Origin of the sequence: Leptospira semungkisensis (assembly GCF_004770055.1) — a bacterium.
GTDB classification, from domain to species: Bacteria; Spirochaetota; Leptospiria; order Leptospirales; family Leptospiraceae; genus Leptospira_B; species Leptospira_B semungkisensis.
Genome location: NZ_RQEP01000005.1, coordinates 303384 through 323806, shown reverse-complemented (window position 1 = coordinate 323806; position 20423 = coordinate 303384). Strand labels below are relative to the sequence as shown.

General features: G+C 42.0%; 19 protein-coding genes. 8 read left to right on the top strand and 11 right to left on the bottom strand.

Going from position 1 to position 20423, the window contains the following annotated elements:
* Positions 1-346: 346 nt before the first annotated feature.
* The 5 genes from EHO59_RS01665 to EHO59_RS01645 form a co-directional block, all read right to left on the bottom strand.
* Positions 347-763: a response regulator gene (locus EHO59_RS01665; RefSeq protein WP_135584127.1), complete on the bottom strand. Its 417-nt coding sequence runs from the start codon at positions 761-763 to the stop codon at positions 347-349.
* Positions 760-2667 (bottom strand): ABC transporter ATP-binding protein, encoded by a 1908-nt coding sequence (locus EHO59_RS01660; protein WP_135584125.1) that lies wholly within the window; start codon positions 2665-2667, stop codon positions 760-762. Before EHO59_RS01660 ends, EHO59_RS01665 begins: the two co-directional genes overlap by 4 nt.
* A gap of 4 nt (positions 2668-2671) precedes the next feature.
* Complete coding sequence (locus EHO59_RS01655) at positions 2672-3250, bottom strand: anthranilate synthase component II (RefSeq protein WP_135584123.1); 579 nt, start codon at positions 3248-3250, stop codon at positions 2672-2674.
* Positions 3247-4671 carry an anthranilate synthase component I gene (gene trpE, locus EHO59_RS01650; protein ID WP_210413039.1) on the bottom strand — a complete coding sequence of 475 codons (1425 nt, stop codon included), beginning with the start codon at positions 4669-4671 and terminating at the stop codon, positions 3247-3249. Before trpE ends, EHO59_RS01655 begins: the two co-directional genes overlap by 4 nt.
* An 86-nt stretch (positions 4672-4757) precedes the next feature.
* A complete protein-coding gene (locus EHO59_RS01645; protein ID WP_135584119.1) occupies positions 4758-5921 on the bottom strand; it encodes an acyl-CoA dehydrogenase family protein in 1164 nt (387 codons plus the stop codon).
* A 444-nt stretch (positions 5922-6365) separates the two neighbouring features.
* Here EHO59_RS01645 and EHO59_RS18145 point away from each other — a divergent pair, with 444 nt between their 5' ends.
* Positions 6366-6518 carry a hypothetical protein gene (locus EHO59_RS18145; RefSeq protein WP_167882051.1) on the top strand — a complete coding sequence of 51 codons (153 nt, stop codon included), beginning with the start codon at positions 6366-6368 and terminating at the stop codon, positions 6516-6518.
* 478 nt (positions 6519-6996) lie between these two features.
* Positions 6997-7146: a hypothetical protein gene (locus tag EHO59_RS18140; protein ID WP_167882050.1), complete on the top strand. Its 150-nt coding sequence runs from the start codon at positions 6997-6999 to the stop codon at positions 7144-7146.
* Between the two features lie 82 nt (positions 7147-7228).
* On the opposite strand, the gene EHO59_RS01640 is transcribed toward EHO59_RS18140, so the two are convergent.
* Positions 7229-8086 carry a patatin-like phospholipase family protein gene (locus EHO59_RS01640; RefSeq protein ID WP_135584117.1) on the bottom strand — a complete coding sequence of 286 codons (858 nt, stop codon included), beginning with the start codon at positions 8084-8086 and terminating at the stop codon, positions 7229-7231.
* Positions 8087-8254: 168 nt separating this feature from the next.
* Between EHO59_RS01640 and cutA the strand changes: the two genes are divergently transcribed.
* Together cutA and EHO59_RS01630 are read left to right on the top strand one after the other, a co-directional pair.
* Positions 8255-8572, top strand: coding sequence for a divalent-cation tolerance protein CutA (cutA, locus tag EHO59_RS01635; RefSeq protein WP_135584115.1), 318 nt, complete (start codon positions 8255-8257; stop codon positions 8570-8572).
* A 94-nt stretch (positions 8573-8666) separates the two neighbouring features.
* Positions 8667-9275, top strand: a complete 609-nt coding sequence (locus tag EHO59_RS01630; protein ID WP_135584113.1) for a hypothetical protein — start codon at positions 8667-8669, stop codon at positions 9273-9275.
* A gap of 44 nt (positions 9276-9319) precedes the next feature.
* Here EHO59_RS01630 and EHO59_RS01625 read toward each other — a convergent pair whose 3' ends face one another.
* Positions 9320-11023, bottom strand: coding sequence for an alpha/beta fold hydrolase (locus EHO59_RS01625; RefSeq protein ID WP_425460211.1), 1704 nt, complete (start codon positions 11021-11023; stop codon positions 9320-9322).
* Between the two features lie 247 nt (positions 11024-11270).
* The gene (locus EHO59_RS01620; protein WP_135584109.1) at positions 11271-12305 is read right to left on the bottom strand and encodes a helix-turn-helix domain-containing protein; all 1035 of its coding nucleotides are present in this window, start codon (positions 12303-12305) and stop codon (positions 11271-11273) included.
* 216 nt (positions 12306-12521) lie between these two features.
* Between EHO59_RS01620 and EHO59_RS01615 the strand changes: the two genes are divergently transcribed.
* The gene (locus EHO59_RS01615; protein WP_167882049.1) at positions 12522-13823 is read left to right on the top strand and encodes an OmpA family protein; all 1302 of its coding nucleotides are present in this window, start codon (positions 12522-12524) and stop codon (positions 13821-13823) included.
* A gap of 21 nt (positions 13824-13844) precedes the next feature.
* Here the strand turns inward: EHO59_RS01615 and EHO59_RS01610 are convergent, their stop codons facing one another.
* Both EHO59_RS01610 and EHO59_RS01605 read right to left on the bottom strand, forming a co-directional pair.
* Complete coding sequence (locus EHO59_RS01610) at positions 13845-14072, bottom strand: hypothetical protein (RefSeq protein ID WP_135584105.1); 228 nt, start codon at positions 14070-14072, stop codon at positions 13845-13847.
* Between the two features lie 109 nt (positions 14073-14181).
* The gene (locus EHO59_RS01605; protein ID WP_246052592.1) at positions 14182-16503 is read right to left on the bottom strand and encodes a sulfatase; all 2322 of its coding nucleotides are present in this window, start codon (positions 16501-16503) and stop codon (positions 14182-14184) included.
* 282 nt (positions 16504-16785) lie between these two features.
* On the opposite strand from EHO59_RS01605, the gene EHO59_RS01600 reads away from it, so the two are divergent.
* The 3 genes from EHO59_RS01600 (at position 16786) to EHO59_RS01590 (ending at position 18142) form a co-directional block, all read left to right on the top strand.
* A complete protein-coding gene (locus tag EHO59_RS01600; RefSeq protein ID WP_135584101.1) occupies positions 16786-17235 on the top strand; it encodes an FAS1-like dehydratase domain-containing protein in 450 nt (149 codons plus the stop codon).
* 16 nt (positions 17236-17251) lie between these two features.
* The gene (locus EHO59_RS01595) at positions 17252-17668 is read left to right on the top strand and encodes a MaoC family dehydratase (RefSeq protein ID WP_135584099.1); all 417 of its coding nucleotides are present in this window, start codon (positions 17252-17254) and stop codon (positions 17666-17668) included.
* Between the two features lie 120 nt (positions 17669-17788).
* Positions 17789-18142: a hypothetical protein gene (locus EHO59_RS01590; RefSeq protein ID WP_135584097.1), complete on the top strand. Its 354-nt coding sequence runs from the start codon at positions 17789-17791 to the stop codon at positions 18140-18142.
* Positions 18143-18155: 13 nt separating this feature from the next.
* Here the strand turns inward: EHO59_RS01590 and EHO59_RS01585 are convergent, their stop codons facing one another.
* Entirely contained in the window at positions 18156-20261 is a 2106-nt protein-coding gene (locus EHO59_RS01585) for a SpoIIE family protein phosphatase (protein WP_135584095.1), read from the bottom strand.
* Between the last annotated feature and the right edge of the window lie 162 nt (positions 20262-20423).

Sequence of the window (20423 nt, the reverse complement as noted above, 5' to 3'; positions counted from 1 at the left end):
TATACTAACTAACGAAGGTTAGCTAACATAAGTTAGTTAACGAATGTTCGTTAAATTTTTGTATAACAATGAGTGATGCAATGTCATATTGTATGCTCGATAAACATGAGTTCATTTAAAATGAACAAACGTTTACTATGTATTATGGAAATATAATGTATATTATTTAGATTTTATGAGAATTTGCGGAGGCGGGCAATTGTTTTTCGGAGGTCTTTATTGGCTCTCGCTTTCTTTGCTTACAAGATACTTTGCGGCGGATTGAACAAAGGTCGATCAAACGATTAGATGGAAAGATCAATGTATTTTAATCATTGACCCTTTATAGTTTTGGTCGAAAGGCTGTTTAGGAGTTCTTAAGTCTTTCTTCGAAAGAAGAAATATTCTTGGTAGGAAGAAGAAGCACTTCTCCTTTCTTTAAAGGCACCTTGGGCACCATATACTCGATCCCAGCAAACCATGGAAGAAGGTATTTGCTTACGGCCATGACTCCTGCAACATCAAATCCAGTGGTCGCTATCACTTTGATCCCTTTGAACCCATCTTTATGGATCTTTCTGATCATCCAAAGGCCGGATGTCTGGGTTTCCATAGTGATATCAGTAATAACTGCTTTTAGTTTGAGCTTGTTTGCTAGGTAGAATTCCCAACCCTGAGCGGCATCTACTGCGCGAAGCACTTCACAACCGATTTTGTTCAGATAGATTTGTAGATTATTTGCGTAGCGATCATTGTCATCTACGACTAATACAAGAGGCTTCAAGGTAGTATTCCGGCTCCAGCATATTGATTGTCGGTTAATTTGCGATAGATCCCGTTCTTTTCCATGAGGGAAGTATGGCTTCCTTCCTCTATGATCCTTCCGTTGTCCATGACTAGAATTCTCGGAATATCTTTGATTGTAGAAAGTCTATGAGCGATCACGAATGTAGTTCGGTTCGCGAATAATCTTCTGAAGGCGTCGCTTACAAGTCTTTCCGACTCGGCATCTAATGCGGAAGTTGCTTCGTCTAGGATCATGATTTCAGGATCTCGCAACAAGGCTCTTGCGATTACCAAACGTTGTCTTTGTCCTCCGGAAAGGTTCAATCCTCTTACGCCTAAGATGCTATCGTAGCCATTGTCCATTTGTTTGATGAAATCGTGAGCGTGAGCTAAACGAGCCGCACGGATTACATCCTTTCTGTTTGCACCCGGTTTTCCGTAGGCGATATTATCCGCGACTTTTCCGTGAAATAAGAAAATATCCTGAGTTACGATCCCGATTTTTTTGCGAAGATCCGCAAGTGAGAAATCCTTAATATTCTTACCATCGAATTCAATGGATCCTATATTCGGATCGAAGAAGCGCGGAATTAAGTCCATAAGAGTGGATTTACCGCAACCGCTGGCTCCGACTATCGCAACAGTCTCTCCAATCTTCACGTCGAGATTAATATCTTTCAGTACTTCAGAATTCGTTCCTGGATATGCGAAATTAATATTTCTAAATGAGATGGAATCGGATAGTTTGAAGGATTTCAGCTTCTCTTCTTCACTATGATCTTCCGTTTCCAGATCGATAATTTCGAAGATCCTTCTTCCTGCTATAATTGCCTGAGAAACTTTGCCCACCATCTGAGAAAGTTGAGTAAGAGGACGAAGAAGAAAAAGAAGCGTGAGTAAGAACACCATGAACTGACCGACTGTAAAAGGAGAGTCCACGTTTCCGGCCAGAATGAATTTCGCACCTAAAGCGAAGAAACCGAGAACAACGAGAGAAGAAGTCAATTCCACCAAGCTTGGAGCGATCTGTAGATAATATTGACCTTTGAAATTCCTGCGATACACGTTTTGATTGATCTTCTGGAATTTTTCCTTCTCAAATTTTTCAGTATTAAAAACTCGAATGACTTTAATACCGGAAATCATCTCCTGCAGATTTGCATTTAGATCCGCCATCTTTTCCTGCAGTCTTTCTGTGGACTTAGTGATCTTCTTAGTGAACAAAGTCACCGGAAGAATGATCAAAGGCACCGTCCCGCATGCGATTAGCAGAAGTTCAGTATTCAAATAAAGTAATACAAGAAGGTGAGTGACCACGTAAAAGAAATTGATGGTCGCGTCCCTAAAATTGGATGAAATAACTGCGGCCACTACTTCTACATCGTTGATGATCCTACTCATCAGCATACCAGTCTTCTCTTTGAAGAAGAAGGTCAGAGGAAGCATCTGATTCTTTTCGAATAATTCCTGTCGAATATCTCGAACGGCCCAATAACCTGCCGTAGCCAAACAATACACCGAGGCTAGATAGGTGAGCAGCTTCAAACCATATAAAGGAAGAATAAACAAACAGACAGCCCAAACTACTTGCTTGGGCTCCATATATTTGGTCCTACCATTGGACCATCTCTTTAGGTCGATCAGTACTTTCTTCGCTCTTTCCAAAGGATTCAGGCGGATGCCAATACTCGATTCTTCTTTTGTGATGATCTCTTGCTCCGCCGCAGTGAACTCAAATTGAAATCTTGCGTTGGGATCCGCAGCCATTGTATCGAAAAGAGGAATGATGGAAGTCAAGGATACCGCGTTTAAGACTGCAGTAAGAAGAGCGAATGCGATTCCTAATGAGAATCTGTACTTATAACGTACTGAATAGGACATTAGGCGAAAGAAGATCTTCATCGGTTTAAGCTTCTGAAACGATCCGAGAAAAATTTCTTACGATTTCCAATCCATTTTGGGTCATGATAGACTCTGGATGGAATTGAACTCCGTAAAGATGGGCCTTAGTTTTATGACGAACTCCCATGATCACTCCGTCTTGGGTTTTGGAAGAAACTTCCAATTCTGTAGGAAGACTTTCCGGTTGGATCACGAGAGAATGATAACGAGTAGCTAAGAAAGGAGAAGGCAAGGACTTATATATATCTTTGCCGTCGTGTTCAATCAAGCTTACTTTTCCGTGCATGATGCTGGGAGCGTTTACGATCTTTCCACCGTGGACAAGGCCTATGGCTTGATGGCCCAAACAAACGCCAAGAACCGGAAGTGTACCTGCCAATTCTTTCAAAACATCCAGACAAACTCCGGAGTCTTCTGGTCTTCCGGGACCAGGGCTTAAAACGATGCCTTTCGGTTTGAGATGATTGATCGTATTAAGATCTATTTTATCATTTCTGAATACTTCCACCTTATTTCCGATCTGGCTGAAGTATTGGAATAAATTGTATGTAAAAGAATCGTAATTATCGATTAGGAGGATCATCTGTTCCATTCCCCCTTCAATCCGTTTCTTGCAAAATCGACCGCTCTCAGAAGAGCTGCCATTTTGTTTTTAGTCTCTTCTAATTCGCCTTCCGGGGAAGAATCGTAAACCACTCCTCCTCCTGCTTGCACGAAGGCTCTTTCACCGTAAAAAGAAATGGTTCGAATGACGATCGCCATATCCGTATCGCCCGCATAGGAAATATAACCTAATGCACCTGAATAAATTCCTCTGCGAGTTCTTTCGAGTTCGTCTATGATTTCCATAGCACGGATCTTAGGGGCACCGGAGACGGTTCCTGCAGGAAGTGTCGCACGTAGAAGATCGTAAACTGTCTTATCTTCGTTTAATACTCCGGAACATTGGCTTACGATGTGCATAACGTGAGAATACTTCTCGATGATCTTGAAATCTTCCACTCTCACGCTTCCAGCCTCGCAAACTCTGCCTAGGTCGTTTCTACCAAGGTCAACGAGCATGATATGTTCTGCGATCTCCTTTGGATCGGCCAGAAGATTCTCTTCCAAGAGTTTGTCCGCTTCAGGGTTTGCTCCTCTTGGTCTAGTGCCGGCAATGGGTCTGAGGAAAGTCTTTCTATCCTTGCATTTCACCATGATCTCTGGAGAAGACCCTACAAGAGAAATATCATCTAATTTCAAGAAATACATATAAGGACTAGGATTCACGGTTCTAAGCCCTCTATACACTTGAAAGGGAGGAACTCCGGGGCGGAACTCAAGCTTTCTAGAAGGAACTACTTGGAAGATATCTCCCGCATAAATGTATTCCTTCGCTTTTTGAACCGCTAACTTGTAATCTTCGTCGGGAATATTCGGAACGTACTCCAATTTTTCTTTGGATTCGAGAGGATGCTTTACCCAGCCGGGAAGTTCTCCTTCTCTTAATTCCTTTTCGATCGCATCAATTTTTTCTAATGTAGCTTCGTAGCAAGCTTTGGGATCTTCGAATTCGGAGAGTCTCGCATTTACTACGATCCTAAGAAGACGATCCACATGGTCTACGACTAAGACTTCGTCATATAAAGCGAAGTAAGCGTCCGGAGCAGGCTCGTCTTCGGGCTTTGTATCCGGAATATTCTCATAATAACGAACTGCGCCGAAAGAAAGAAAGCCTACCGCGCCACCCTGGAAAGAAGGAAGTCTGTGATCCGGAACATACTTATCATCTCCCATAGAATATTCTAACAAGAAGAGAGGATCATAGGTGATGATCTCCGTCTCCGGTTCGTTTCCTTTAGAAACGTAGAATAGACCATTTTTGCCATAGAGCAATCGGTAAGGTTGCTTTCCTAAGAAAGAGTTCCTACCAACATTCTCTCCGCCTTCTACCGATTCTAGTAAGAAGGAATGCTTTGCCTCCGTGCCTCCCCATTTTGCGAATAGGGACACGGGGGTCTCCAGATCTAAAAAGACCTGTTTAAACACCGGGATCAAATTTCCGGACTTGGTTCTCTCCAGAAATTCTTCGTATGTTAAGGAAAATTCCTTCAGAGGTTCGGTCCTTCGATTCCCTTACCTTCTGTCAGATAGCGGGAGATGATCAATCTTTGGATCTGAGAAGTTCCTTCGTAGATCTGGAAGATCTTTGCGTCTCTCATAAGTTTTTCCACAGGATACTCAGAATTGAAACCGTAACCGCCGAGCACCTGAACTGCGTCGGTAGTAATTCTCATACAAGCGTCCGCGCAGAAAGCCTTAGCAATAGAAGCCTGATAAGTGTTTCTGAAACCGTTATCGATCAACCAAGCAGCTTGGTGACAAAGAAGACGACCCGCTTCGATATCTCTCGCCATCTCTGCGATCATAAAAGAAATAGCTTGGTTCTCTACGATTGGTTTGCCGAATGCAGTTCTAGTTTTAGCATATTCTAATGCATGCTCCATAGCCGCTCTTGCTACACCGACTGCTCCGATTGCTACTCCGGGACGAGTATGATCGAATGCTCCCATTGCGATCTTGAAGCCGTCTCCTTCTTTACCGATCATCTGGCTTTTATGGACTTTTACTTCTTCGAAAGAAATTCCTCTTGTGTCGGAACATTTTTGTCCCATGTTCAATTCTTTCTTACCGATAATCACGCCTGGAGTTTTTGAACTAACGATAAAACCTGTGATCCCTTTGTGACCTGCTGCAGGATCAGTTTTGGTAAGGACGAAGAACCAATCCGCGTAGCCAGCGTTTGTGATCCACATCTTGGAACCGTTGATAATGTACTCGTCTCCAACCTTTCTTGCACTAGTGCGAATTCCAGCAACATCCGAACCTGCTCCCGGCTCAGTAACTGCGTATGCACAAAGTTGGAATTGCTCTGTCATGGGTTGCACCCATTTCTTTAAGACTTCTTCGCTTGCTCCAATGAGAACAGGAGCCAAGGCCAGGTTGTTTGCAAGAATGGCAGTTGCCATCGCGGAACAACCCCAGAATAATTCCTCACCAATTACTACGTCATCCAACTCTGCCATTCCAGCGCCGTTATAAGCTTCCGGAATATGGATATTCATAAGGCCAATTTCCCATGCCTTCTTCAGGATTTGAAGAGGATACTCGCCAGTTTTGTCGTGATGCTCTGCCTTGGGTCTGATCTCGTTTTTGGCAAAGTCCCTAGCTAGATCTCTGAGCGCTTTTTGATCGTCGGAAAGAGCGAAGTCCATTAAATATAACCTTGGTTGGAATGAGTTTCTCTACAAAAGTCCCTTAAGAAACCCTAATGAACAGGTTCTAAGCGGTTGGGTACCGAGTCAAGAACGTACGATCCGTATTGGCGGAGAGGAAAGAATGTTAAGAAGGCTTAAATGCCGAAATTCGGGCGTAGGATTTTAAATCAATTTTTGGAAAGAAATTTCCAGCTAAGAAGATTTTAGTCTAAAATTATTCCCCCGTATGACCCAAATGGCTAAAAATTTAGTTCCGTGGTTCCTTCTTAGATTCGTAATTTTATATCGAATCACGAAAAAAATATGGGAACTATTTGGATGAAATTTTACTAGATTTCACGAAATTTGATTGTGGTTGACCCGATATTTTCCGGATTATCTTTACCTCCGGGCCTTGGGTTTTTACTCAAAGTCCAAAACAATTTTAAAGGATAAAATCCAATGAAAAAACTATTACTAGCGATTACTGCTCTTTCTTTCGTTGCAGCTGTAGCTCTTAGCGCAGAAGAGAAAAAAGAAGCTCCTAAAAAAGAAGAGCACAAGAAAGAAGCTCACAAAAAAGAAGAGCATAAAAAAGAAGAGCACAAGAAATAATCCGACAAGGATTGATTCATGTGCCACTGGATGTAATAGTTCAGCGACGCGGAGGGCCTCCCGAAATGGAGGCCCTTTTTATTTTCCGGTCCTTTAAGAGAAACTGTCTCTCAATTTCAAGGGGATCGGACAGTTCAGATAGCGAATCAGCTTAAATAGAGAGTATTCCTCGAATGAAGAGGGTTTAGAAATCCAAGATTATAAGATTGGGAAAAAGGATCCGGTAGATTCTGCCTCCACCGGATGTAATAGTGAAGCGACTTAGGGGCAGAAGGCCCCTGGTCTTTATACATTAAATTGTTTTCTCACTGTCAGCTACTTTTTCCCGATTTGGACCATAATTCGGCTTTGTAATAATAGCGGATATATTTTCTGTTATATTGTATTTTTTGCTTGCAAAACAGAGGCTTGATTTTATAAGTTTTTCGATACTGGAGAAATGATTCTCCTGAATCAAACGAACCCAAAGGAAAAAACTATGAAAAGACTAGCATTAGCGATCACTACTTTATCTCTTGTTGCGGCATTCGCAATCAGCGCGGAAGAAAAAAAAGAAGCTCCTAAGAAAGAAGAAGCTAAGAAAGAGCACAAAGCAGAACACAAAAAAGAAGCTGCACCTAAGAAGTAATCTTAATACGGAAGAATATTCCGTATTTCGAATGTTTCTTGATCATTCTCCAAACTGAGCCGTCCTTTGGGCGGCTTTTGTTTTATTTGCTATTCTTTCCTAAGATCTGTTCCTTCATGAAATGAGCGGATCTTCTTCCTAGCTCGAGAGCAAGTCTTCCGCTTTCCATTTTGTTCGGATGAAGGTAGGGCGTATTCGTAACCACTCGAATGATCTTCTTCCCGTATTTCTTTGCCAGAAGCTCTTTTAGGTCCTTTGTTTCGCTGGCGATCACATTTACACAGGAATCGAAGGCTCTCATCAGGATCTTTTCTGAAACTGGCTTTCTATTCTCTATGTCATGAATTACGATACGCTTAATACTTGGATCTAAAATGAATTCTTTGATGGGTTCTGCATCGGCCACACCTCCGTCCAGGAACTCTTCTCCATTTATATTAGGGATTTCGAAAAGAATCGGGAAGGTCATGGAGGCCAGGATGAGATCTATCGCGTTTCCGTTTGTCCTAAGTTCTCGGATCCCTTTTGTCAGGTTCGAGACCGAGATGCCCATTTTGGTTGGAAGTTCGGAGACATCTTTTCCTTCCAGATAAGGTTCGAGTAGATTACGTATTTTTTTACCGCTTAACAGTCCTGAGTAATTCTTCAATCCCTTTCGAAACGGTTTTAAGAACTGGGTTAGGACATTCCCGTCCCAGAAATCGCTTTTTTTCAGAGTGAGAATGAACCGAGTGATCTCCTCGGGAGGAAGTCCGGCAGCGATCAGAGAACCGATGAGTGCTCCGGAGCTGGAACCTGCAATTTTTGAAGGAACAAATCCGATTTCTTTTAGTCCCAGAGCAAAACCTGAGTGAGCATAGAATCCAAAAAATGCTGAGTTGAAGCAAAGAGCGTCATACGATTTTCGAATTAGGATGTTTGGTGCTTTTCGAGAAGCCATTACCGATTTCTTAATTTACTTCCGCTTCTTGTCCAGAATTTTCCCTGAACTGTCTTTATCTTAAACTTGGATTCTTTTTTTAGCATTTCGGACAGGTTTTTATCCTTCTTCTTCAATTATTAGGGAATCATTCTTGAAACAAACCGAATACGGGAGTATCACAATAGTATGGGCTATCGAACGATCTACACCACTGCGAGAGATGAGGCGGAAGCGATGCTAATCGCTGAAACTCTCGTAGAAGAGAAAATGGCTGCTTGTGCAAACGTAATCCCGTCAATGCGATCCGTTTACAGATGGCATGGGCGTGTAGAACAAAACGACGAATTCGTTGTTTTGTTAAAGACCACTGCCTCTCTCGCGGAGAAGGTTGTGGATAGGGTGAAAGAGTTGCATAGCTACACGGTGCCGTGCGTGGTCTCCTGGGAGATCAAGGAAGGGAATCACAAGTATTTGGATTGGATAGAATCCGAAACCGTAAAATAATTCTTTCCCTATAATCAATCTATTCATACATTCGGATATTTTTAACGGGACGCGGAGCTTGAAATGTTCTCCGGAATCGGGATGAGGCGAATGAATGGAAGAAAAAGCGGAAAAGTTTTGGAGCTGGTTCGCTCAAAACAGTCGGTATTATGCCAAGCTTGACGACCTGGAAGATCGGGAAAGAGACCGACTTCTGGACGATCTGATGGATCGCATTCAGGATGTGAATTCCGAGTTTTATTTTGAGATCGGAGGGGGAGAAGAAGGCCCCAACGAATTAACTGTAATTACCGCCGGAGACGAAGAACTCTATGCAGAGGCGGAAAGATTCGTAGATCTCGCCCCTGAAGTCCCTGGTTGGGACATCTTCTCGGTAGACCAATACCAAGAAAAAGGCACAGTCATTTTTTACGAAGGTTTAGAATTGGACTCGGAAGAGATCTGGTTTTTGCCACTCGAAAACAAAGGCCAAGGTTTTGGGGTTCGAATCTGCTTCCCTGACTTTCCGAATGTGGAATCCAATCCGAATGTGAAGAAAGCGGTCGGTTTAATGTTAGAGGCCGTCCTAGGCGAAGAAAAATTCTCAAAAGAGATCGGTTACTATGAGATCGGAATCCTCCCAGATGACCCTGAAGAAGAAGGGTATATCGAACTCGTAGAATTGAAAGAATATCTCGAGTGGAGAAAAGAAAGGGAAGTTTAAAAAGAAGCGGGCTTTCGCCCGCTTGACAAGGATGAAAATATAGTTTACTCGGATTGGATCACTAAGGTCGTCTGAGGAGATTTTAAATGTTTCACATCCAGTCCGTATACCAAAGTGGTCGGGACGGAATACAAAACATCGTACGTGTCGATCGCAATTGCAATGCTATCTCCTGCAGGAACATCATAAGCAACAGCATTCAAATCTATAGAGATGTCTCTAGCTTCGTTTGCAGCCGCATCAAAGATCGTATACGTTCCGTGAGTGATTAGTGTCGCAGTTCCGCTCTTTGCTACATCGTAGAAATAAACGTTTACATTCGCTTTTCCTAAAGTAGAAGAGATTCTTCCATTCCAGAAGATCTTACCTCTGATCTTCAATGCGCTACTTAAGCTAGAAGATTGATACACGATCCCGTTCACTCTGCTTTCGAAGAATAGATTCGTAGTCGTAGGGATCCCTACTTGAGCGGAAAGAATATCCGAAAGTAATGGGAAACCGGTAGTTGCTACTGTATCAGCTCCGGAAAGGATTGTGGTATTGGTCACAGTTGTATTCTGGCTGGTAGCAATCTCACCGTTGGTAAAAAGTCCTCTAGGTTTCAAGTAGTAGGTCTTATTTCCGACAGTAGGAGCCGGCCAGGAAGGATAAGTGACTCTTGGGCCGTTAAAACGGGTTTGGAAAGTAACCTGAGGTTTTGCCATGATCCCGTTGTTCACCCCTTTCAACCAATAATCAAACCAGTCGTAAGCATTGTCCCAAACAAAATTAGAAATTCCTAATAGTCCTGCTGCTTCTGCGGAAGCATGGATCCCTTCGTTCATTAGTAATTTTTTAGGAACAGTGATCTGAGTATAATAATCTAGGATCCCATTCGGATTAAATAGGAAGTCCTCGAAGTTATTCGAGATCATTACTGATTTGCCTGCGCTTGCGTTCAATTGTCCTACATAAGTTTGAGGAGAACGATCCGCCGCCCAGGAAGTGACAAAGTCGATATTGATATGCTGTATTAGATTAGCAAAATTCTGAGCAACGATTGGATCCGGCTTTCCTGTGATATAACTGGAAGCAACTAGGATCAACCCCCAGACCAGTCTAGGAGTATCGTTGCCGTACAAAGAGCGTTTCAGATCTCCCCAACCACTCATTGCTACTGCAGTTTTAATTCTTGGCTCAGTGCTTACTCCGGTTAAGGAAATTCCCGCTCCGTAAGAAACTCCGGAGATACCGATGTTTGCGATATCCGTTTGAGTATTAGCAAGTAACCAATCCAAAATGGTGCTTAGATCCGCTCTGTCTTTAGGTCCTGCGGTATCGATCAATCCGCCAGACGCACCGAATCCTCTTGTGCTATAGCAAAGAACGATATAACCTTTCTTTGCCAGTTTAGCTGCAGGAACGATATATTCGTATTTGTTCAATGCCCAACTGTTTACGAATACGACCGCAGGAAGTTTGGAGCCGGCAGGAATATTCGCAGGTTGGAAAAGATTTACTTCCAATGAGACTCCGTCAAAAGCAGTGACAGTAATCGTGTTATTGAAGGTAAAGCTTCCATCGTTCTCTTGCGCAAATGCGGCTTGAATGTCGGATTCTGTATCCGCCGCACGAAGAGTTCCTGTTGTTCCGCTTTGGTTTCCAATTGCTTGGGCGAGACTTGGATCTAAAGAAGCAAGTAACGCTGCAGCTTCCGCATTATTTGGTGATTCACTTTTACAAGAGTAAAGGAACACCCCCATCGTCATTGTTAGCATGCAGAGTTGCATAACTAACGTTCGATATGTTTTTCTCATCGCTATTCTCCATAAGCTTTCGATCTTTCAAATTCTATTCGCTTAATGGAGAGGGAGTATAACTCCCGTTACAAGTTGGGTCGTCTTGGATTCGGATTTTAGACAAAATAAAAGGTCTTAATTTTTTATTTAAACAAAATCGAAGAAGAACGTTCGTTCAAATATGAATGCAGAAATGAATCAATGGTGAATTTAGATACTAGGAGACTTTTGTTTTTCTTAGAAATTCTCTAGGAGAAACTCCGGTTACTGATTTAAATGCAAGATTGAATGTTGCCTTGGAGTTGAAACCGGATCGATAAGCTACAGAAAGAATATTTGCTCCATCTTCTTTTGCTAAAATACGAACTGCCTCTGCCACTCGAAAACCGTTCACAAATTTAGAGAAGTTCGTGCCTTTTCTCTGGTTTAGAAATTCGGAAAGCTGATAAGGTTTTATATCCAATTGATTGGATAGTGCAGAAAGAGAAAGATCCTCTTGTAAGTACATCTTCTCTTCCTTCATGAGCGTATCGAGTCTAGTCTCCAGGTCTGCAGTATCGACTCCATCCAATCTAGAGCTCCTGTATACCTCTCTCATAGAAGGGCCGATCTCTTGAAAAACATGCGGGGAATGGATTTGAAACAGATATCCGATCACCGCGTAGATCACTGTTCCAAGTACGGAAGCGAATAGTAGATTTAGATCTCGGATAAGAAATGCCAAGACCAAGACAAAAGTTGCACTACCACTGCCTAAGATAACGAACAAAAGTATCCTGGCTCCTGCATCTTCTTTCAATCGATTCCATCTGAATACGCCTCTGGTCTGCCAAACTACAGAGAAATAGAGTAACAAATTAGCAGAGTAGGCCCCAATTAGTAGGATATCCAACCAACTAATGGTCCCTAATTTGAAATAATCCAAGGGTCTACTTCTAAAACTTTCCGGAAACGCAAGAAAGAATAAAGGAAAGAAGGCTAAGAAGAATAATCCGGGAAGATAAAAGCTCTTTTCAGTCAGCGATACTCGTTCATCTCGAACAGTTATAGAGAATAGGCTAAACATTCCCGGGCCCAAGAACCATGCCAATGGAATATGCATGTGATTTAAGAACAAAGGTTCGAAATAGATTCCTCTCAATAAAAAGAAAATATAAAGAAATTGAATGGAGACGCAAAAGGAAAGTAAGGATAGGATCTTGAAGCTTGCGGTTTTTTCAGGTCGTACCAAACATCCAATGCTGAGAAGCATACAGAATAGGACTCCGAAGAATACAATCTCTTGGAAAAGAGGGATCACGTATTAAGTGGATGGATTTTTTAGCAAGGTTGTCAAGTTCCTTCTCTGCTTATTGTGATTCGTTTTTATTCAAGAATATATTGATTTCGAGGGCATTCTAAGCTTAGAAAGCAGGTTTTTTTTGGGCTGACTCCTAAGTTTTTCGGGAAATTCATCGAAACTAGAACTATGGCATTTCTACGAGGGCTTCTTCTTTTTTTATTACTCTTTCCCTCGATACTATTCTCTCAGGATTCCGTTTTGCTCCGATGGAAGATGAACTCGGGAGATGATTTGGAGTTAAACGAATATCATAGAGTTAGAGCAAGACAGGGCCAAAGGGTCATTCATAGAGAGGACAAAAATAGAATCCTTTTGAAAGCAGTCTCTTGCAAGAAGGAAGGCTGCGATTTTTCCGCGATCTTCGATACCTATACCAAATTTCCGGAAGTAGATCCTGCTTTCTATAAGGATAAAACCTTTAAAAGCCGTTTCTTTATTTCCGAAACTGGACAGTATACCGTTCCTCCCGAATACAGTATGCCGAATCTGAGGTCTCTTCCGAGCTTTTCTGACAAAAGCGTTTCTCAAGGAGATAATTGGATCAAGCCTGCCTCTGAAAGTTTTCAATTCAGTGGAGCAAGAATAGAGATCCCTGTTCAAGCAAAGTACACATACAAGGGACCTGAAGTATGGAAGTACGCAGGCAAGAGTGGAAAGGCGGATCTAATAGAATATAATTATAATCTAATGAAGGAAGCTGAGACATTTGCACCTGGAGTCCCTTACAAGATTTACGGTTTTGCAAAAGGGCAGGTGTTTTTTGATTCCGAAGCTGGGGTCCCTCAATACAAACATGTCCAGCTGGCATACACTTTTGTTTTTCCGAATGGAATCGCTCAAGAAATGACCTTCGAGATCCATGGAGTCTATTCCAAGCAAAGCTCCGTAAGTGAATCCGATAAAGACAAGGTTGCCGAAGAAGTGAAGAAAATGCTCGGAGGATTTCCGGATATTTCTGCTCAGCCAAAGAAGAAACCTAACTCTAATAAAGGAAATGGTTTGGAGTGGCCGGAGTGGGAAGGAAATCCAGAAGGAGAGAAGCAGGATCGTGCTCCTGTAGAGATCCGAAAGTCGAATGAAGGCGTGGTTCTTTCCTTAGATAATTTGCTTTTTGATTATAATAAGTCTGAGTTGAAACCAGAAGCAAAGAAGGTCCTGGACAAAATTGCGGACGTTTTGAAGAAATATCCGGATCGTGAGATCAGAATCAGCGGACATACGGACGATCGTGGAAGCCAAGAATATAATTTAAAATTATCTCAAGACAGAGCGTTGAGTGTTCTCCAGGAGCTACGAGATACTCACGCGATCGAGGAAACTCGGATGTCCTATAAAGGTTATGGAAAGTCCCAGCCCGTGTCCGGAAACGAAGATGAAACGGGCCGTGCGAAAAATCGAAGAGTAGATATCACGATCGTATTGGATTGATTCGGACAGAACCAATTAGATTTATTTAAAATAGCTCTCGTTCGAGCAGTCGTTGTATTGGTTGTTTTGTAAGGCGCAGGCGACAAGGCTGTCGTTATAAGTGCCTGTTCCCACGTGTGCAGAAACCGCTTGGCAAACTGCGTCCCTCATTACTTTTCTTCTGTCTTGGCAACGTTGCACAGGATTGGACCCGCAGTCTGAAAATAATAGTAAGAAGAGGCCGCATGGGATCGCATTTTTCAGTTTCATTTTTTTACCCTAGTTTCTTTGATTTTATCGAAATAAAGTAGGCCTTCGCTCCAGAAATGCAAGGAGGTTTTTGAGCACAAAGGATCGAAACTTGGACATAAAATTACTTCTATTCATGTATATAGCCCCAGCTCTCCAACACTTTGCGAACCTCTTTGCCTAGGGCCGCTTGTTCAGAAGAGTCGGTGTTTCCGGTCAGTCCAGCGTCATTGTACCAGTATGGTAGATTAGAAGTTTTGAATTCGTATGGCTGGCGAGAAGAAGCGACAGTCTCCGGAGATGCAGAATACAAACCTGTACTCGCTTTAGAAAGAATTCCCCATTTTCCAGATTTATAATCTTCAGAGACTCCATCTTTTGTGATGGAAAGTCTAAATCCAAAAAGAGGTTCCACTGTTTGAACGGAAATGATAACTTCTTTTCCTGCTACTTGTCGAACGCTAAGGGAAGCGGATCTCGCTTCCGCTCTATCCAAATGAAAATCGCTATCAGAGAAGATCCTATAAATCCCTCCTTGCAGATTCAGATCTATTTTGCGCGAACAATCTTTAGAGCATGCAGGCAATCTAAGCTTGAATGTATTCTTTTTCAAGCTATGGGATCCCAATTCTTCTCTCGCCTTGGTTAACAAAGGAGAAGGTTCCAAGGCTAAGTTTTTAGATTCTTGAGGGTCATTTACAAGATCGTAAAGCTCTTCTGACATTTGGTGAGGGGCACCTTCTCTCGTTCTGCGAACGAAATCGTAGCCAGGGTATCTTCGGATCAGTTTGAATTCTTTACTTCGGATCGATTCTGAAAATCGACCTTCCGTATAAACGTAGTCTTCTTTTTCCGGCCCTGAGTCCCCGAACATGGCGATTGAGTAGTCGTTCCCGTCGCAGGCCTTAGCTTCACAAGGAAAACCTAATGCTCCTGTTAAAGTCGGAAATAAAGAGAGAAGGGAAACCTGTTCATTAAACTTCCATTTTTGAATATAAGGTTTCACTGCAGCAGGAGGATGAAGGATCCAAGGTACCTTGATCTCTTCGTCATAATGAGATTCTCCGTGGGCATGCAGATTTTCCGCCACGAAATGATGATGATAATAATGTTCTAAGGACTGCAATTCTCCGTGATCCGCTACGATTGCGATCCAGGTCTTATCAAAGACTCCGTTCTTTTTGGCTTCTTCTAATATTTTACCGATCACTTCGTCGGTATATAAGATTTCTGCCATATACTTCTTCACGAAAGGGTCGTACTGGTTCCAAATCTGAGGAGGAGTTTGCTTTTCAAGAGCTTCCAGATATTTTCTTTCAGGAAGGTAAGGGTAATGAGGTGTGTTGATATTTATATGAAGAAAGAATCTTCTATCCTTATTTTCCTTTAGGAATTTCAAAGATTCATCCAAGATCAGCTCTGTATCAGCTTTATCCTTTCCTGGCTGAAAGAGCTTATGAAAACCTAGATCTACTCCTACGCCAGTGTAATCTAGCAAAAAGACATTGTTCATGAAGCTAGCAGTCAAATATCCTTTTTGCCTTAAATGATTCGGAAGGGTAGAAGGTTCCTTGGAATAAAATATCTTTCTGTGCAAGTTCGTAGAATAGAACCATGCGTTTCCCAATCCTAATTCTGAGGCGATCTTAGAAGTGAAGAATGAGATCATGCTTGGCTTGGTCCAATTTCCGTTCGAGAATGCATTTTCAAATACGACGGATTCTGAAGCTAATTGATCCAGATACGGACTAGTTGGGACAGTAGATCCCCCGAAACCCAATCGATCCGGGCGAAGAGCGTCTACTACGATCAATATTACATTTTCTTTAGATCCCCATTCACCTGTATTAGAAACTTTGGAATAAAGGATCGGTTGTCCTAAAAAAATAAGATCTCCATTCTGCTTCGGAGTCCATTTGAAATTCCAGTTGGGCGAAGGGTCGGATTTAAGAAGTTTGGCTACTTCTTCGCTTAATGGAATTTCGAAGTCCTGCCAATTATCTCCTTTGCCTGAAACTTCCTGTGAGAATATAGAAGTTTGTCCCAAAGAGATCTCTAATTTTCCCGAAGCCGAAACCTTCTCTCCTAAAGATGAAAGAATCGTAGTAGAAAAACTGAATATAGTATTTGGAGAATAAGAAAGCTTAGTATCTTTAAGAGTAAACTCTGAAGATATGGAGCATTCTCCATTTTGAAATAATAAGAGACTGTCCCTGGATTCGTTTAATAGATTTTGCTTATCCTTCAAGACGGTAAGCTGAGTATTTCTCCATCTATCTTTTACAGGAAGTCCCGAATATCGAGAAGGATTCTTTTTGTAATGATAAGAGATCCGTTTGATCGCTTCTTCAGGATTGCCCTGACATTTGCTACCCGGCTTTGTTAAGGAGCGAAGCCCGTCCCATACTGGAATTACTGTCTCTTCCTTCTGAAAGAAGGTGTGAGAAGACAATTGTCTGCATTCTGTTAAGAGAATTAGAGCGAGACAATAGACGCAAATCCTGGAAAGTTTGGGTTCAAAAGAAATCATGACGAGACAAAGACAGAATTTTGTCGGCGTTTAACTTTACAACCTTTTCAATAGAATGAACAGTATTCGGTGAACACTTGTTTTAGCGAACAGAACGTTCGTTAGTAAAAAGCAATGGACTAGAAGAGTCGGTGTCTAAAAGATAGGGAGATAAAACTATTTCGATTCTACGAAAGTTTTTAACACCAATCCAAGGAAAGGATTATGGCAGAAAAAGGCATTTCAAAAGACCTGATCGGCACTAAACTCGATCGTTATGAATTTGATGTGGAGAGAGGAAAGATTAAAGAGTTTTGCCAAGCGATCGGCGAAACCAATCCTATCTACTTCGATATCGAAGCCGCTAAGAAAGCAGGCTTTGAGGATATTCCAGCTCCTCCTACATTTCCAACTGTGATCCAATTTTGGGGATATCCTAAAATCTGGAAAGATATGGAGAATATGGGAGTAGACACTTCCAGAATTCTTCACCTGAAAGAAAAATATAACTATGTAAAGACTCTTTACCCTGGTAAAGTTTCCTCTCAGGGAGAATGCGTTAACGTAACTGTCGGCAAGATGGATACTATGACTTTCAAGACTACGATCAAGGACGCAAAAGGCGATACAGTGATCGAAGCAGAAATGTCTATTTTTATCCGTAAGCCGGAATAATGATCGGAGGAAAACAATGAGTAAGATTGAATTCGATAAATACGAAATAGGACAAGAACTCCCTCCTTTAAAAGTGGATCCAGTTACTCACGCGAACCTAGTGCGTTACGCGGGAGCAAGTGGTGACTTTAACCCGATCCATAATGATCCTGACTTCGCTCGCAAGACCGGATTGGACGGAACCATCGCGCATGGAATGTTCGTAATGGCTCAGATCGGAAGACTTTGCACTGCTTGGGCAGACCAAAAGCAAATCAAGGAATTCGGAGTTACCTTCAAAGCTATGACAAAGCCTGGACAGAAACTAACTTGTTCCGGAAAGATCAAACGCAAGAAAGAAGAGAACGGAGAAAAGCTTCTTACTGTCGCAGTAGAAGCTTCAGACGAATCCGGAGAAGTGAAAGCTTCGGGTGAGTTAGTTGTAGTTTGTTAAGGTTTTTCTAACAAACTAGTTGAAGTAAGCCCTCGGATCCCGGGGGCTTTTTATTTCTCACGATATTTAAATAAGTAAAAATCGATTGCCCTTATCTAAAATTGAAGTATGCATTTGCGCATGATAAACGCGGCAAAGAGTGTGCAATATTTCGGCGTCTTCTTATTGATTGAGGGGACTTTACTGATCCTGGTGCCGGATCTTTTTCTTAGCTTTTTCCTATTGAGTGCTGAGGATGTTTGGGTCCGAGTAGTCGGAGTCGCTTTAGCAATATTAGGATATTTTTATTTTCGAATGGGGAGTTGGAATTTTCGTCCTTTCCTTTGGTTGACTACTCACTCCAGAAGTTTTCAGTTCATTGCGATCGCTATTTTCGTTTTATTAGGAATGGCGAGTCCGATGCTTTTACTGCCAAGCGGATTTGAATTTCTCTGCGGAATAGCTACCTTTCTTCTTTTGAAAAAAGAAGGCTGACTATAAACGCCGTCTACAAACGGTTTGAGTCGGAAAGTTGAAGTTGGTCCCTGGACTCGATCGCTATGATGGTGATATCGTCGTAGCGTTGTTCGTCTCCTCTGGATTTTTCTTCCATCACTACTAATTCTTCTAATAACTTTTGAAGGCTGGCTCCGGAAAGGGTTCCCGCCTTAGAGGCAATCGTTTCCACAGTGCTCCAGCGATTTTCCTTTCTTCTGTTCTCTATTAATCCATCAGAAAATAATAATAAACGACTTCCTAATGGGAAGGGAAAGGTAGAGAACTGGATTTCTAGATCATCGAAGAGTCCTAGGATCGGTCCGGTTTTATGCAATAATTCGTATTTTCCGTCAGGAGAAAGAAGCACTTGATCCGGATGTCCTGCAGAGGCATACAGGACTTCTTTCTTTTCTAAATAGATATCCGCTACGAAGCAAGGAAAGATACTCTCCAAAGTATCGAACTTGCGCAAGAATCTTCCGTTCAATTCTTTTAATACGAAAGTAGGACATTCTAATTTTTTTAACTCTTCGTATTCCGTTTTAAGTGCCATGGTCATCAAGCTGGCCTGTACTCCATGACCTACCGCATCTGCGAGAAGAACACGTACCTGACCGGGCTTGATCTCTGAAATGTCTAAGAAGTCTCCGCCTACTTTTTCTAAAGGCTTGTAAACATAATCAAAGCGAATCCCTTTGATCTCTCTTTCCGGAGGAGTTAGTATCTTTCTTTGAACGTTTTGGGCGATCTCCAATTCTCTATTGATCTGTTGAAGAGTATCGTTTAACGTTCTTGTTCTGTCTTCAACCTTTTGGACCAACTTTTCCTTCATCTCGAAAAGTTCCAAGTTCATGGTCTGTAAATCTTCTGTAAGAAGTTTGGCTTCCTTATATTTGGAAGAACGATCCGAAGCAATTACTAAGGATTGTAAAAATACGAAAAAGACCAGTGCGATATGCGACATCTGATGAGAAGATACTTTTAGAACATACGTATAGAATAGGTCGATCGTTACTCCCAGGAACAGGATGCCGGAGCCGTATAGAATATAAGAAGAATTGCTTTCTTGATCAAAATCGATCCGAAAGATCACATATAGAACATACGCGATCGTGATACCGATGAACATGTGAAAATACATGATCTTATTGCTATTGAACTCTATGGAACTGAACAGAGTAATTGCGATGAATATAGAAATGATTCCTAAGGAAATTTTCACGAAGGACCGAGAAACGTAGGCAGTAAACGTCTCCAAGAAAAAAAGAAGATATAAGGCAACGGCAACCATCATTGAGATCTGTTCAATGATCTGAACACCGCTCTGAGGAACGGAAGGAAAGAACTCCATAAGAAGTCTCGTATTCGTGACCAAGGTACGAACTCCGATGGCCATACTCATGATGCCAAAGTACAAAGGTGCCTTGCTAGATCTAAGATACAAATACAAAGAGATATGATAAAGACCCATGATCACCAAGCTGGAGAAGGCGAAAATATCTATGAACATCGCTCTCGTGCGGGTCGATAGCATCACTTCAGAAGGACCTAATTTAATAGGAGCGCTGATGCCTCCTTGTCTTGCATAGGTATTCGCAACAAAGATCTCAATTTGAGTTTGATTGGAACTTGGAATAAAGGAGAAGGAGCGGGGCTGTACTCTGGGTAGACTAGTTTCCGGATTGCTAGAAGGAATTCCGGACTCTCCCAAAATTTGCCCGTCCATATAGAGTCTGTAAGAACTCCAAACGGTACCGAAGCTAAAGGTCAGCACTTTGCCAACCCATACATCCGGCATCAGGATCTTTAAACGATAGGTTGCGTAGCCGAATCGATCATAGGAAGGATGTAATTCAGTTTCTCTATTCCAAGATCCAGGAACAGTCATAGTGCCTCGGAAGGATTCCAAGATCTTACCTGGCTCTTGGCTCCAAAAGAATTCCCATTCTCCGGAAAGATCCACTGGACCAGAAGAACCGTCCTGAATCCCTCTTAGGTCGATCACTCCATGATAGGCACGAAGATTTTCTTCCTTATGCCAGGGAGTGAGGGACAAAAGAAAGATCAAAAAACCGATAGGCCCTAATAAGAAAAATAAATACTTCGATATGTGCATTAGGCAGGAAGGTTAGGAACCATCCTCCATTGAGTTAGATTCTCTCGTCAATCGTTCTCCGACTAACAAGTGTTTTCGTATCAGAAATTTGGAAAATAATAATTTCCAAGATTATTATTCCCACATTCGAGTGTGTATTTTTTGCTTAGGTTCCTGAAGAAT